This window comes from Azospirillum sp. A26 (assembly GCF_042604635.1).
GTDB lineage: Bacteria > Pseudomonadota > Alphaproteobacteria > Azospirillales > Azospirillaceae > Azospirillum > Azospirillum palustre.
In genome coordinates this window covers 265,604-280,394 of record NZ_CP170475.1, presented here as the reverse complement: position 1 = coordinate 280,394, position 14,791 = coordinate 265,604, and the positions used below count along the sequence as shown (strand labels likewise).

The following is a 14,791-nucleotide window of genomic DNA, read 5'->3' as shown; positions in this document are numbered from 1 at the left end:
ACCGTAGGCCCGGCGCCGGAGTTGTGGTTGCGTCTCTTTGGCCTTGCTCGAGGCCGGGATCGGGTCAGGCCGCGCGCATGTCGGCCAGGAAGCGCGACACGCAGCCGCGCAGGTCGTCGGCCTCGCCGGACAGGCCGTCGGCGGCGGACTTGACCTGACGCGAGGCGTCGCTGGTGGCCTGGAAGGCGTGGGTCACGCCGGCGATGCTGTCGCGGACATCCTGGGTGCCGCGCGCGGCGCGCTGGATGCTGCCGCTGATCTCGCTGGTCGCCGCCCGCTGCTCGCCGATGGCGGAGGCGATGGTGCCGGAGACCTCGTTGACCTCGCCGATGACCTTGACGATCTCGGTGATGGCGCCGGCCGCCTCGCTGCTGACGCGCTGGACGGCGGCGATCTGGGCCTCGATCTCCTCGGTCGCCTTCGCGGTCTGGGCGGCGAGGCTCTTGACCTCGTTCGCCACCACGGCGAAGCCGCGGCCCGCCTCGCCGGCCCGCGCCGCCTCGATGGTGGCGTTCAGCGCCAGCAGGTTGGTTTGCGCTGCGATGGAGCCGATCAGCTGCACCACGTCGCCGATCTGGCGGGCGACGCCGGTCAGGCTGCGCACCGTCTCGTCGGTGACGCGGGCGATGCCGACCGCCTGCTCGGTCACCTCGGCGCTGCGGGCGACATGCTGGCTGATGGCGACGATGGAGACGGCCAGTTCCTCGGCGGCGGCGGCCACCGTCTCGACGCTGCCGGTGGTCTCGCCGGAGCTGCGGACGGCGTCGCCGGCAAGCCGGCTGGTCTCGTCGGTGGTCGACTGGATGGTCCGGGCGGTGGACTGGAGCTGGGTGGCGGCGCTGGCGACGCGGCCCAGCGTGTTGTCCACCAGCCCCTCGAACTCGCGGGTCAGGCGGTCGATGCGCTCGCCGCGGCGGACGCGGGCCTCATGCTCGGCGGCCTTGTCGGCGGCCATGCGGTCGGCCTCGATCAGGCCGGCCTGGAAGACCTGCACCGCCTTGGCCATGCCGCCGATCTCGTCGCGGCGGTCGAGGCCGGGGACGGTCACCGAGCGGTCGCCGCCGGCCAGCCGGGTCATGGCGTCGGTCATGGCGACAACCGGTCGCGACAGGCTGCGGGCGATCAGAAGCGCGGCGGCAAGGCCGAGGATCAGCCCGGCGGCCGAAACGATCCCCATCGTCCGGCGCTGCTCCCCAAGCTGCGCCATCGTGCCGGTGCGCAACGTCTGTTCCGTGGCGATGCCCTGGTCGGTCAGCGCGCGCGCCTGGGTGCCGATCGACGAGCCGAGCGATGCGAGGGTGTCCCCGACCAGCCCGTCACGGGTTTCCGTCGCCGACACCAGCCGGTCGAATTCGGTGCCATAGGCCGCAAGCGTCTTGATCAGGGCGGCGGCGAGGGGAGGGGCGTCGGCGGTCTTCGTCATCGCCTCGCATTTCTGGACGGCATTCTTCAGTTCGTTGCGCGTCGCCGCGGCCAGGCCGGCCGACCCTTCCTTCTGGAACCGCATGGCGACGAAGCGGGCGGACAGCACATGTTCCATCGTCTGGCTGGCGAGGGTCACCAGTTCGGCGTTCCCGGACTTGCGGGCGTTGGACAGGATGGTGTCGAGCATGGTGCGCAGCCGCGCCCCCAGCTTGGCCTCCTCGGCCAGGGCGGCGTCCCGCTTCGCCTGCATCTCCTGGACTTCGGAGAAGGCGACCCGGTAGCGGCCGGTCTGCTCGGCCATCGCGTTGACCGTATTGGCCATCGCCGGGTCGCCCATCGTCCCGGCGCCCTCGCCGATGATGTGGGCGGCCTCGTCCAGCAGGGACCGCACGCTTTCCGCATCCTCCTCGCGCCCGCTCAGCAGAAAGCCGGTGGCTTTCAGGCGCGTTTCCAGCATCAGCGCCTGCAGGCGTCCAAGATCGTTGGATCGCTTGGCCAGATCGCCGTAGGTCCGCACCACCGTCTCCGTCTCCGACAGGGCGTTGATGCCCACACCGGCGACGGCGGCGAGGAACAGCAGGATGCCGGCGCTGCCGGCGGTGATCCGGTGGCCGATGCGGGTGCCGAGTTTGATGCCGGCTGCGGTGGGCATGCGGGGGGACCTCCCAGTTTTGGGGCCCAGTAGCGGGGCCCTGTCGCGGGGGCTGCTACCAGTCGAAGGAGTGGGTGCGGTGCCAGCGGCCGACCATGCAGGCGTCGGCGACCAGCGACAGCGGACGGCCGTCCACGTCGCTCGCCCCGTCCGTCACCAGCCGGTGGAAGTGGCGGTAGATGCGCTGGTACTCGGTGTCGGGTTCGGCCAGCACCGGCGCGCCGTCCGCGAACAGGCGGGTGCCGCCATGGGTGAGGTCAATGCGCCCATCCGTCGTTTCGATGACGATCGCCCAGGTCTGCTCGCCCTGCTGGAGGAAGTCGAAGTCGGCGGTGACCCGGCCGATGCGGGAACCGGGGGCGGCGCCCATCTCCAGCGTCGCGGCGATGGGGGTGTCGCGGTTGGCCGGCACATGCAGGTCGGCGGCGCGGACGAAGACCGGGGCCGGCAGGATGTCGGTCAGGATCGACAGGGCGTTGATGCCGGGGTCGAAGACGCCGAAGCCGCCGGCCGCGAAGATCCAGTCCTGGCCGGGATGCCAGCGCCGCACATCCTCCTTCCAGGTGATGGCGACGCTGCGGATGTCGGTATCCGCCAACCGGCGCCTGGTTTCCTCCACCGCCGGGTTGAACTGCGAATGCCAGGCGGTGAACAGGGTGCGCCGCGCGGTCTCCGCCTCCGCCACCAGATCGTGAAGCTCCGACAACGTGGCGGCGGGCGGCTTCTCGATCAGCACATGCTTGCCGGCGCGCAGCGCCTCGACCGTCAGGCCGTGGCGGACGGCGGGCGGGGTGCAGAGCGCCACGGCGTCGAGGCCGGGCAGGGCCGCCAGCATGTCGGATTGGGAGCGGAAGCTCGGCACGCCGTCAACAGTCGCACCGTCCGGGCTGACCACGGCGGCGAGCTGGAACAGGCCGGTGGCGGCAATGGCGGGGATGTGCTGGTCGCGGGCGATCTTTCCCAGACCGATAAGTCCGAGGGTGGGGAGCGTCATGGCGATATGTCCGGTCGGGGAAGGTCGGCGGCGGTCACGAGCCCGCCGTCAGGCCTTGCCCTTGTTGTAGACGTCGAAGCAAACGGCGGCGAGCAGCACCAGACCCTTGATGACCTGCTGCCAGTCGATGCCGATGCCGACGATCGACATGCCGTTGTTCATCACGCCCATGATGAAGGCGCCGATCACCGCACCGGTCACCCGGCCGACGCCGCCCGAGGCCGAGGCGCCGCCGATGAAGCAGGCGGCGATCACGTCCAGCTCGAAGGACACGCCGGCCTTCGGCGTGGCGGTGTTGAGGCGGGCGGCGAAGATCAGGCCGGCCAGCGCCGCCAGGACGCCCATGTTGACAAAGGTGTAGAAGGACAGGCGGCGGGTGTCGATGCCCGACAGCTTGGCGGCCTTCTCGTTGCCGCCCAGCGCGTAGATGCGCCGGCCGATGGTGGTGTCCCGGGTGACGAAGGCGTAGAGGCCGATCAGCAGCGCCATGATGATCAGGACGTTCGGCAGGCCTTTGTAGGTGGACAGCAGCCAGCCGACATAGGCGACCACCGCGAACAGCCCGGCGCTCTTCAGCAGGAACAGGACCAGCGGCTCCTGCTCGATGGCGAAGCGATGGCGGCGCAGGCGGGCGGCGACGCTGAAGGCGATCAGGATCGCCGGGGTGGCGAGGCACAGCACCATTGTGGTGGTGTGGAAGCCCTCGGTGCCGAAGATGTCCGGGATGAAGCCGGAGCTGAGGCGCTGGAACTCCACCGGGAAGGGGCCGACCGACTGTCCGGCCAGCAGCGCGAGGCTGAGGCCGCGAAAGACCAGCATGCCGGCCAGCGTCACGATGAAGGACGGGATGCGGAAATAGGCGACCCAATAGCCCTGGGCGGCGCCGATGGCGGCACCGGCAGCCAAGCTGACGATGGCGGTGGGGATGAAGTGCCAGTGGAACTGCACCATCAGGATGGCGGCCAGCGCGCCGATGAAGCCGACGATGGAGCCCACCGACAAATCGATGTGCCCGGCGACGATCACCAGCAGCATGCCCAGCGCCATGATGACGATGTAGCTGTTCTGCAGGACGAGGTTGGTCAGGTTCAGCGGCTGCAGCAGCGTGCCGTTGGTCATGTACTGGAAGAACGCCACGATCGCCAGCAGCGAGATCAGCATGCCGTAATCGCGCATGTGGCTCTTCAGGAACTTGGCCATCGAGGCCTGGCGCGGCGGCGCGGCCGGCAGGTTCAGTTCGGCGCTCATTGCAGGGACTCCCGGGCGGCAGCGGCGACGGCGGCGCGGGCTGCCGTGGCTTTCGAGGCGGACGACATGATGGCGTGCATGATCTTTTCCTGGCTGGCCTCGGCCGCCGGCATCTCGGCGACCAGGGCGCCTTCGTTCATCACATAGATGCGGTCGGCGACACCCAGAAGCTCCGGCAGTTCGGACGAGATCAGGATGACGCCGCGGCCCTCGGCCACCAGCTGGTTGACGATGGTGTAGATTTCATATTTGGCGCCGACGTCGATGCCGCGGGTCGGTTCGTCCAGGATCAGCACCTGCGGGTCGGCGAACAGCCATTTGCTGAGCACGACCTTCTGCTGGTTGCCGCCGGACAGGTTGACCGTCTGCTGGAACACGTCGGAACAGCGGATGCGCAACCGGCGGCGGAACTCGTTGGCGACCTCGATCTCGCGCTCGTGGTGGATGACGCCGCGCTTGGCGACGCCGTCCAGATTGGCCAGCGTCACGTTGTGGCGGATGTCGTTGTCGAGCACGAGGCCGTAATGCTTGCGGTCCTCGGTGGCATAGGCCAGCCCGTTGCCCATCGCTTTGCTGATGGTGGAGACGTCGATCTCGCGCCCGTCGAGGAAGGCCTGGCCGCGGATGTTGCGGCCGTAGGAGCGGCCGAACAGGCTCATGGCGAATTCGGTGCGGCCGGCGCCCATCAGCCCGGCGATGCCCACCACCTCGCCCCGGCGGACATGCAGGTCGATGTCCTTGACGACGCGGCGGCCGGGATGGATGGGGTGGTCGGCGCTCCAGTCCTTCACCTCGAACAGGATCCTGCCCGGGTTGCTGGTGCGGCGCGGATAGCGGTCGGCAAGGTCGCGGCCGACCATGCCCTTGATGATGCGGTCCTGGCTGATCGGCGCGTCGTGGCAGTCCAGCGTCTCCACCGTGGTGCCGTCGCGCAGGATGGTGACGCGGTCGGCGACCTTGGCGATCTCGTTCAGCTTGTGCGAGATCAGGATGGAGGAGATGCCCTGCTCCTTGAAGCGCAGCAGCAGTTCCAGCAGCGCGTCGCTGTCGCTCTCGTTCAGGCTGGCGGTCGGCTCGTCCAGGATCAGCAGCTTGACCTGCTTGGACAGCGCCTTGGCGATCTCGACCAGCTGCTGCTTGCCGACGCCGATGTCGGTGATCAGCGTCTCCGGCGAATCGGTCAGCCCGACCATGCGCAGCAGTTCGCGCGCGCGGGCGGTGGCGGCGACCCAGTCGATCCGGCCGCGCTTCGCCTGCTCGTTGCCGAGAAACAGGTTCTCGGTGATCGACAGCAGCGGAACCAGCGCCAGTTCCTGGTGGATGATGATGATGCCCAGCTTCTCGCTGTCGGCGATGCCGCGAAAGGCGACGGGCTGGCCGCCGAAGCGGATTTCGCCCTCGTAGCTGCCGTGCGGATAGACCCCGCTCAGCACCTTCATCAGCGTCGATTTTCCGGCGCCGTTTTCGCCGATCAGCGCGTGGATCTCCCCCTCGCGGACCGAGAGGTTGACGTTGTCCAGAGCCTTGACGCCCGGAAACGTCTTGGTGATGCCGCGCATCTCAAGAATGCTGTCCATGGATAAAACCTCTGACCGCCCGACCTTCCGCAAGGCGAGGCGCGGGAGGGGATGCCGGATGGTGCCCCGCTCCCGCGCCGTTCACTCACTTGATCTGCGATTCCTTGTAGTAGCCGCCGTCGACCAGGACCTGCTTCCAGTTCGAGGAGTCGACCAGCACCGGCTTCAGCAGGTAGGACGGGACGACTTTCTTGCCGTTGTCGTAGGTCTTGGTGTCGTTGACCTGCGGGGTGCGGCCGGCCAGCAGGTCGTCGACCATGCCCACCGTGACCTTCGCCAGTTCGCGGGTGTCCTTGAAGACGGTGGAGCGCTGCTCGCCCGCCAGGATCGACTTGACCGACTGCACCTCGGCGTCCTGGCCGGTGACGACCGGCATCGGCTGCGCCGCCGAACCGTAGCCGACGCCCTTCAGCGACGAGATGATGCCGATGCTGAGGCCGTCATAGGGAGACAGCACCGCGTCCACCCGCTTGTTGCCGTAATAGGCGCTCAGCAGATTGTCCATGCGGGCCTGGGCGACGGCGCCGTCCCAGCGCAGGGTCGACACCTTGTCCATGCCGACCTGGCCGCTGCCGACCTTCAGCTTGCCGCTGTCGATGTAGGGCTGCAGCACCGACATCGCGCCGTTGTAGAAGAAGTAGGCGTTGTTGTCGTCGGGCGAGCCGCCGAACAGCTCGATGTTGAACGGACCCTTGCCGTCCTTCAGCCCAAGCGCCTTCTCGATGTAGGAGGCCTGGAGCACGCCGACCTGGAAGTTGTCGAAGGTGGCGTAGTAATCGACGTTGGCCGAGCCGCGGATCAGGCGGTCGTAGGCGATGACCTTCACGCCGCGCTCCGCCGCCTTTTGCAGCACGTCGGTCAGCGTCGTCCCGTCGATGGCGGCGATCACCAGAACCTTGTCGTTCTTGGTGACCATGTTCTCGATCTGGGCGAGCTGGTTGGGGATGTCGTCCTCTGCATATTGCAGGTCGGTCTTGTATCCCTTCTCCTGGAAATACTTGACCATGTTGTTGCCGTCGTCGATCCAGCGCGCCGACGACTTGGTCGGCATGGCGATGCCGACGGTCGGCTTGTCCTGGGCCATGGCCGGGACGGCGGCGCCGGTGGCGACCAGGATGCCGACTGCGAGGCCGGCGAATTTCGAAGTGAAGGAAGTGCGCTTGGCGGACGACATGGACCGGAATCCTCCCCGTTACTACGGCACGCGATACGCCGCCCCCGCGTTCTGTGGCGCGGATGGCGTTGGACGCGATGGTTGGTGTCCCTAGCAATCCTCCCTTTTCCCATAACTGTCAAATATGATTATTCGGCAAATCGATATGCATTTCGGTATTGGTCGTCACTGTGCCGTGGCGGTGGTTGCGGGGCCGGCGGCGACGAGGCGCATCTTGAGTTCCGAGGCCGCGCGGACGGCCGACAGCACGGTGCGGGCACCGGGGGACAGCGGCCGGTCCTTCAGCCAGAAGATGCCGTAGGGCTCGACGCTGAACCGCTTGTGGAAGGGCATGATGGCGCAGCAGCCGCTGGGCGAGAACACCTGGGCGAGAGCGCGGGCGAAGACGGTGATCGACTCGGTTTCCGCCACCATCGCCATCGAGATGACCGGAGAGGCGCTTTCGATCACCTTGTGCGGCAACCGGGCGCCCTCGGCGCGGAACAGCGCCTCCACCCGGTCGCGCAGCAGGGTGCCGACGGGCTGGAGGATCCAGGTTGCGTCGGACAGATCCGCCGCGGTCAGCGGGCGGCCGAGCCGGAGCAGCGGGTTGCTATCATGGCAGATGAAACACAGCTCCTCGCTGCTGATCTCCTGATACTCGAAGGCGGTGGGGTCGTAATGGCCGGGCAGGCGGCCGATGGCGAAATCCATCACCCCCTGGTGGACCCGGTCGGCCAGCACGTCGCTGGTCTCCACCGCCACGGCGACCTTCAGGTTGGGATGGTCGCGGGTCAGGCTGCTGATGACCGGCACCACCAGCTCCACCGCCGGGGCCATCACCGTGCCGATGGAGACCCGGCCGCTGTGGCCGGCGAGCAGGGCGTTCAGCTCCTCGCCCGTTTCCTGCAACTCGCTGAGGATCATCCGGGCGTGGCGGATCATCAGGCTGCCGTACCAGTTCGGCTCGATCCCGCGGCCATGGCGGTCGAACAGCTCGATGCCCAGCGTCTCCTCCAGATCGCCCAGCAGTTTGGAGGCGGCGGGCTGCGACATGTTCAGGCTGGCGGCGGCGCGGTGCAGGTTGCGGTGTTCGTCGAGCGCCGCGAACAGCTGGAGATGGCGCAGCTTCAGCCGTGCCTTCTGGAACCAGTTCGGCGGAAAGCGTTGGGGGGTCACGGGGGGAAAGCCTCCGACTGGGGCGGTGGCGCCTTGATAGCAGACGTCGGGATACGACATTTGGTATCGCAAGCGCCGATCTTCGTATTGGACGATTATCAAGAGGCCTCTTATCGTTTGCGCCGTCAACAAATTTAAGAATTCACCGGTGACGGCGATTTGCCGGGGGCGAACTCCGGGACGAGAAGAGCGAAGCGAGGGGGAGTTAAGCGGGATGGCGCAGGAAGCGCGTTGCGTCTGGCAGGCCCGGGCTGTGCTCGGGGAAGGTCCGCTCTGGTCCCCGCGGCAGGATGCCGTCTATTTCGTCGATATCCGCGGATCCCGCATCCTGCGCCACGGCCTGTCCGATGGATCGCAGGCGGGGTGGGATCTCGATGACGCCGCCTGCTGGCTGGTGGAGAGCGCCGACGGCGACGGCTTCATCGCGGGCTTGCGCTCGCGCCGGGTGGTCCGGCTGCGGCTGGAGCCGGGCCAGGCGGCGGTCGTCGGCGAGGAGATCGCCCGGATCGAGCCGGACAAGCCGGGCAACCGCCTGAATGACGGCAAGGCCGACCGCGACGGCCGGCTGTGGGCCGGCAGCATGGACGATGCGGAGGAGGCGCCGGCCGGCAGCTTCTACCGCATCGACACCAATGGCGCGGTCACGATGGTCGACGAGGGCTACACCGTCGCCAACGGGCCGGCGCTGGCGCCGGACGGGCGGACGATCTACCACACCGACAGCGCGGCGCGGACGGTCTACGCCTTCGACATCGGCGTCGACGGCAGCCTGTCGGGCAAGCGCGTCCATATCCGCTTCACCGAGGCCGACGGCTATCCCGACGGCATGACCTGCGACGCCGAAGGCGGGCTGTGGGTCTGCCATTGGGACGGCGGCCGGGTCAGCCGCTTCCGTCCCGACGGCACGCTCGACCGCGCCGTCGCCCTGCCGGTCTCCCGCGTCACCTCCTGCGTCTTCGCCGGTCCGGATCTGGACCGGCTGTTCATCACCACCGCGGCGCATGGCCGGCCGGACGAGCCGCTGGCCGGTGCGCTGTTCGAGTGCGACCCCGGCGTCCGCGGCCTGCCGCCCGGACAGTTCGGGTCCCCGTCGCGCTGATTCCTGACTGCTGACTTCTGTTCGCCGATCCGATTCCGAGGAAGGACCCTACCGCCATGCCGTCCAGCGCCCGCCCCTATCGCGGCGTCTTCCCCGTCGTCCCCACCATCTTCACCGAAGCGGGAGAGCTGGACCTCGACGGCCAGAAGCGCTGCGTCGATTTCATGATCGACGCCGGCTCCACCGGCCTGTGCATCCTCGCCAATTTCTCCGAACAGTTCGTGCTGACCGACGACGAGCGCACGCTGCTGATGGAGACCATCCTCGCCCATGTCGCCGGCCGGGTTCCGGTGATCGTCACCACCACCCATTTCAGCACCCGCGCCTGCGCCGACCGCAGCCGCCGCGCCCAGGATCTCGGCGCCGCCATGGTGATGGTGATGCCGCCCTATCACGGCGCCACCATCCGCGTGCCGGAAGCCGGCATCGTCGAGTTCTTCAGCCGCGTGTCGGATGCCATCGACATCCCGATCATGATCCAGGACGCACCCGTCAGCGGCACCCCGCTGTCCGCGCCGCTGCTGGCGCGGATGGCGCGGGAGATCGCGCAGGTCTCCTACTTCAAGATCGAGGTGCCGCAGGCGGCGGCCAAGCTGCGCACCCTGATCGAGCTGGGCGGCGACGCCATCGAAGGCCCGTGGGACGGCGAGGAGGCGATCACCCTGCTGGCCGACCTCGACGCCGGGGCGACGGGCGCGATGACCGGCGGCGGCTATCCGGACGGCATCCGCCAGATCGTCGATCCCTATCTGGCGGGCGACCGCGAGGCGGCGGTGGCGGCCTATGGGCGCTGGCTGCCGCTGATCAACCACGAGAACCGCCAGTGCGGCATCGCCACCGCCAAGATCCTGATGAAGGAGGGCGGCATCATCGCGTCCGACGCGATGCGCCACCCGACGGCCAACCCGCACCCGATGAGCCGCGACGGCCTGCTGGACGCCGCGAAGCGTCTCGATCCGCTCGTTCTGCGCTGGGCGCGCTGAACGGCATTCGAGCAAGCAGTTTCGGGCAAGGAGACCCCATTAGATGACCATCACCGGCGAGATGCTGATCGGCGCGACCGCCCACCGCGGCAGCCAGGGCGAATTCCGCGCCGTCGACCCCGCCACTGGCGAGGCGCTGGAGCCCGTCTTCGGCGGCGGCGGTGCGGCAGACGTGGAGCGTGCCTGTGCGCTGGCCTGGGCCGCCTTCGACACCTTTCGCGAGACCGGCCTGGAGCAGCGCGCTACCTTCCTTGAGACGGTCGCCCAGAACATCCTCGACATCGGCGACGAGCTGATCGTCCGCGCCATGGCCGAATCCGGCCTGCCGCGCGCCCGGCTGGAGGGCGAGCGCGGCCGCACCGTCGGCCAGCTTCGCCTGTTCGCCCAGGTCGTGCGCGAGGGCAGCTGGGTCGAGGCCCGCATCGACCCGGCCATGCCCGCGCGCACGCCGCTGCCGCGCGCCGACATCCGCCAGCGCCACATCGCGCTGGGGCCGGTCGCCGTGTTCGGCGCGTCGAACTTCCCGCTCGCCTTCTCGGTGGCCGGCGGCGACACCGCGTCCGCCTTCGCCGCCGGCTGCCCGGTGGTGGTCAAGGGCCATGGCGCCCATCCCGGCACCTCGGAACTGGTCGGCCGCGCCGTCCAGGCGGCGGTCGCCTCCTGCGGCCTGCCCGAGGGGGTCTTCTCGCTGCTGTTCGGCACCGGCAACGAGATCGGCACGGCGCTGGTCGCCGATCCGCGCATCAGGGCGGTCGGCTTCACCGGCTCGCGCGGCGGCGGGCTGGCGCTGATGGGGGTGGCGGCCAAGCGGCCGGAGCCGATCCCGGTCTATGCCGAGATGAGCAGCATCAACCCGGTCTTCCTGATGCCGGCGGCGCTGGCCTCGCGGGCCGAGGCGCTGGGCAAGGCGTTCGTGGCGTCGCTGACGATGGGCGCCGGGCAGTTCTGCACCAACCCCGGCATCCTGCTGGCGGTGGACGGGCCGGACCTCGACCGCTTCGTCGCCGCGGCGGTGGAGGCGTTGGGTGGCAGCGCCGCCTCGACCATGCTGACGCCGGGCATCCATGCCGCCTTCGACAGCGGTGTCGCCAAGCTGGCCGGCAGCGGTGCCGTGACGACGCTGGCGCGCGGTCTGGCGTGCAGCGGGCCGAACCAGGCGCAGGCCGCCCTCTTCACCACGACGGCGGACGCCTTCCTGGCCGACACGGAGTTGCAGGAGGAGGTGTTCGGCGCCGCCTCTCTGCTGATCCGCTGCGCGGACGTGGCGGCGATGACGGCGGTGGCGGAAAGGCTGGAAGGCCAGCTGACGGCGACCTTGCAGATGGATGGGGCTGACAAGGCCGCGGTGGCCGGGCTGATCCCGACGCTGGAGCGCAAGGCCGGGCGCATCCTGGCGAACGGCTGGCCGACGGGGGTGGAGGTCTGTCACGCGATGGTGCATGGCGGCCCGTTCCCGGCGACCTCGGACCCGCGCAGCACCTCGGTCGGCACGCTGGCGATCCGCCGCTTCCTGCGTCCGGTCTGCTACCAGGACATCCCCGCCGATCTGCTGCCGGAAGCGTTGCGCGACGGCAACCCGCTTGGGCTGTGGCGCCGGGTCGACGGGACCTTGGGACAGGAGTGACCGCCGGTCCGAGATGACCGGGGCCGGGACCGACCGGCACCACCAACCCGCAACGGCTGCGTCAGAGGGAGCGCTGACGCAGAGTACACTGTCGGACCCGGCCCCGCGCCGGGCCTGACGGTCGGGCAGGGCGTGCGCCTGACGCATCGCCGAAGCATCGCTCCCACCCAGTGCATCGAAGCAAAAACAAACCGCATTTAGAGGAAACGCAAATGGTGAGATCAGCTCTGCTGCTTGGCGCAGCCACCCTTTCGCTCGCCTGTGTCATGGCGACCGGCTCCGCCTCCGCCCAATCGAAGTTCGACATCATGCTGGGCGGCGACGCCTATTTCGAAGGCGGTTACGTCAACCAGGACCGCGACTCCGGCCAGCGCAACACCGAGTTCCGCAACCGCCTGCGCCTGCTGGTGACGCCGAAGGCCAAGGCCGACAACGGGCTGGAATACGGCGCCCGCATCCGCCTGCTGGCGGAGAACGGCACCAACAACGCCCGCACCGTCACCAACGACCGTGCCTTCATCTTCGTCAACGGCGGCTTCGGCGTCCTGCATCTGGGCGTCGAGAACGGCCCGTCCGACGACAGCGGCATCATCGCCCCGTCCGACTGGGGCACCGGCGGCGTCGACGGCTCCTTCCCGTCCTGGCTCGGCAACAGCGCGGCCAACGCGCCGGTCACCATCGGCAACATCCGCGCGCTGATCTCCGGCAACAGCGCCACCCGCGCCACCTACTGGACGCCGGAGATCGCCGGCTTCAAGCTCGGCGCCTCCTACCAGCCGGCGTCGGACAGCAGCAACACCGACGTCAACCGCTCCAAGCTGGCGCTTGCCTCGGCCAACCGCACCGGCGCCTACCGCGACGTGTACGAAGTCGGCGGCACCTACACCAACAGCTTCGGCGGTGTCGCGATCAACGGCAGCCTGTTCTACCTGGGCGGCGAGGCCAAGAACTCCACCACCACCCCGGCGGCCAGCTTCGACGATCTGTCCTCGACCCATGCCGGCCTGACGCTGGCCTATGCCGGCTTCAAGATCGGCGGCAGCTATGCCTGGTCGGGCGACAGCGGCTATGCCAAGGCCGGCACCGCCGGCATCGTCAGCCGCGAGAAGCAGGACGTCTGGACCGCCGGCGCGCAGTACACCTTCGGCGCCACCACGTTGGGCGTCGGCTACCTGAACGCCAAGGATGCCGGCGACCTGACGGTGCGCGGCCGCAGCAAGTTCGAGCTGATCACCGTCGGCGCCAAGTATGTCGTCGCTCCCGGCTTCAGCCTCGCGCCGGAATACAACCACTTCAAGCTCACCTCCGACGTCGCCGCCAACAGCGACAAGGGCGACATCTTCATCATCCGGACCGATCTGGCCTTCTAACAGCCTGTCGTTCCGAAAAAGGCCGACCGACGTCCTGGCCTTTTCCGTCTCCTTCGGCTTCGCGCCGCCGCGGTGTTCTCTCCATCCCGCCGCGGTGGTTGCGTCCCGGCGCGCTCTCCCTCGGGTGCGTCGGCCCCGGTCCAGGCTGGAACGGGGTCACCTCACGGCCGGGCGGCCCTCCGCTGCCCGGCCGTTTTTTTGACCGGATTTCGGACCGCTTCTTTGGCCGGATATATCCTTTTCGGCATCGCATCGGTCGAGAATCGTATTGGACAGTTATGGTTCTGCGTACTTAAAGTAGGCATGACGAACAATTCCGGACCGGGCCGCGATCACGACCTTTCAGCGCCCCGTCCCGTCGCCTGCCCCTCGTCCCTTATCCTTTGTCCATCGCGCACCGCAATAAAACCTCGCCATAAACACTCAGGGAGTGAATCGGATGTCCAGGAAATGGGTGATCTCCGCCGCCACCGCCGCCGCGGCCCTGTTCATCGGGCTCGGCGCCGTCCAGGCCGCCGACAAGAAGCTGGTGGTCGGCTTCTCGCAGATCGGCTCTGAGTCCGGCTGGCGCGCGGCCGAGACCAAGACCGCCAAGGCGGAGGCCGACAAGCGCGGCATCGACCTGAAGATCTCCGATGCCCAGCAGAAGCAGGAAAACCAGATCAAGGCGGTGCGCTCCTTCGTCGCCCAGGGCGTCGATGCGATCTTCATCGCGCCGGTGGTGGCGACCGGCTGGGATTCGGTGCTGAAGGAGGCCAAGGAGGCGAAGATCCCGGTGGTTCTGCTCGACCGTCAGATCGAGACCAAGGACCAGAGCCTCTACATGACCGCCGTCACCTCCGACACGGTGCATGAGGGCCGGGTGGCCGGCGAATGGCTGGCCAAGCAGACCGGCGGCAAATGCGCCGTGGTCGAGTTGCAGGGCACCGTCGGCTCCTCGCCCGCCATCAACCGCAAGAAGGGCTTCGACGAGATCGTCGCCAAGAATCCCGGCATGAAGATCGTCCGCACCCAGTCCGGCGACTTCACCCGCGCCAAGGGCAAGGAGGTGATGGAGAGCTTCATCAAGGCCGAGAATGGCGGGAAGGGCATCTGCGCCGTCTACGCCCACAACGACGACATGGCCGTCGGCGCCATCCAGGCGATCAAGGAAGCCGGCCTGAAGCCGGGCAAGGACATCCTGGTCGTCTCCATCGACGGCGTGCCGGACATCTTCAAGGCGATGTCGGAAGGCGAGGCGAACGCCACGGTCGAGCTGACGCCGAACATGGCCGGCCCGGCCTATGACGCGCTGATCGCCTTCAAGAAGGACGGCAAGGCGCCGCCGAAGTGGATCCAGACCGAATCGGCCCTGTTCACCCCGGACACCGCCAAGGCCGAGTACGAGCGCCGCAAGGACGCCTACTGATCTGGGTTGAGGGTTGGGGCCGCGGGAGCATCTCTCCCGCGGCCCCACACATTTCGTTGCGCATCCGGCGAGGTCCGCC

11 protein-coding genes are annotated in these 14,791 nt (G+C 68.4%); 5 read left to right on the top strand and 6 right to left on the bottom strand.

The features are described 5' to 3' along the window. Positions 1-64: 64 nt before the first annotated feature. From ABNQ39_RS30130 to ABNQ39_RS30105, 6 genes are all read right to left on the bottom strand, one after another. Positions 65-2,077, bottom strand: coding sequence for a methyl-accepting chemotaxis protein (locus tag ABNQ39_RS30130; protein ID WP_376965162.1), 2,013 nt, complete (start codon positions 2,075-2,077; stop codon positions 65-67). A gap of 55 nt (positions 2,078-2,132) precedes the next feature. Beyond that, positions 2,133-3,071: a Gfo/Idh/MocA family protein gene (locus ABNQ39_RS30125; protein ID WP_376965160.1), complete on the bottom strand. Its 939-nt coding sequence runs from the start codon at positions 3,069-3,071 to the stop codon at positions 2,133-2,135. 48 nt (positions 3,072-3,119) lie between these two features. Beyond that, positions 3,120-4,319, bottom strand: a complete 1,200-nt coding sequence (mmsB, locus tag ABNQ39_RS30120) for a multiple monosaccharide ABC transporter permease (protein ID WP_376965158.1) — start codon at positions 4,317-4,319, stop codon at positions 3,120-3,122. Then, complete coding sequence (gene mmsA, locus ABNQ39_RS30115) at positions 4,316-5,896, bottom strand: multiple monosaccharide ABC transporter ATP-binding protein (protein ID WP_376965156.1); 1,581 nt, start codon at positions 5,894-5,896, stop codon at positions 4,316-4,318. Before mmsA ends, mmsB begins: the two co-directional genes overlap by 4 nt. A gap of 85 nt (positions 5,897-5,981) precedes the next feature. Continuing rightward, positions 5,982-7,070 carry a multiple monosaccharide ABC transporter substrate-binding protein gene (gene chvE, locus ABNQ39_RS30110; protein ID WP_376965154.1) on the bottom strand — a complete coding sequence of 363 codons (1,089 nt, stop codon included), beginning with the start codon at positions 7,068-7,070 and terminating at the stop codon, positions 5,982-5,984. Positions 7,071-7,235: 165 nt separating this feature from the next. Next, a complete protein-coding gene (locus tag ABNQ39_RS30105) occupies positions 7,236-8,228 on the bottom strand; it encodes a LysR family transcriptional regulator (protein WP_376965152.1) in 993 nt (330 codons plus the stop codon). Between the two features lie 214 nt (positions 8,229-8,442). Between ABNQ39_RS30105 and ABNQ39_RS30100 the strand changes: the two genes are divergently transcribed. The 5 genes from ABNQ39_RS30100 to ytfQ all read left to right on the top strand — a co-directional run bounded on the left by ABNQ39_RS30100 (position 8,443) and on the right by ytfQ (position 14,712). Further along, positions 8,443-9,327: an SMP-30/gluconolactonase/LRE family protein gene (locus tag ABNQ39_RS30100; protein WP_376965150.1), complete on the top strand. Its 885-nt coding sequence runs from the start codon at positions 8,443-8,445 to the stop codon at positions 9,325-9,327. A 56-nt stretch (positions 9,328-9,383) separates the two neighbouring features. Then, a complete protein-coding gene (locus tag ABNQ39_RS30095; protein WP_376965148.1) occupies positions 9,384-10,310 on the top strand; it encodes a dihydrodipicolinate synthase family protein in 927 nt (308 codons plus the stop codon). Positions 10,311-10,353: 43 nt separating this feature from the next. Continuing rightward, positions 10,354-11,934, top strand: a complete 1,581-nt coding sequence (locus ABNQ39_RS30090) for an aldehyde dehydrogenase (NADP(+)) (protein ID WP_376965146.1) — start codon at positions 10,354-10,356, stop codon at positions 11,932-11,934. Positions 11,935-12,146: 212 nt separating this feature from the next. Then, entirely contained in the window at positions 12,147-13,304 is a 1,158-nt protein-coding gene (locus tag ABNQ39_RS30085; protein ID WP_376965144.1) for a porin, read from the top strand. Between the two features lie 439 nt (positions 13,305-13,743). Beyond that, positions 13,744-14,712: a galactofuranose ABC transporter, galactofuranose-binding protein YtfQ gene (gene ytfQ, locus ABNQ39_RS30080; protein WP_098735378.1), complete on the top strand. Its 969-nt coding sequence runs from the start codon at positions 13,744-13,746 to the stop codon at positions 14,710-14,712. Positions 14,713-14,791: the final 79 nt, after the last annotated feature.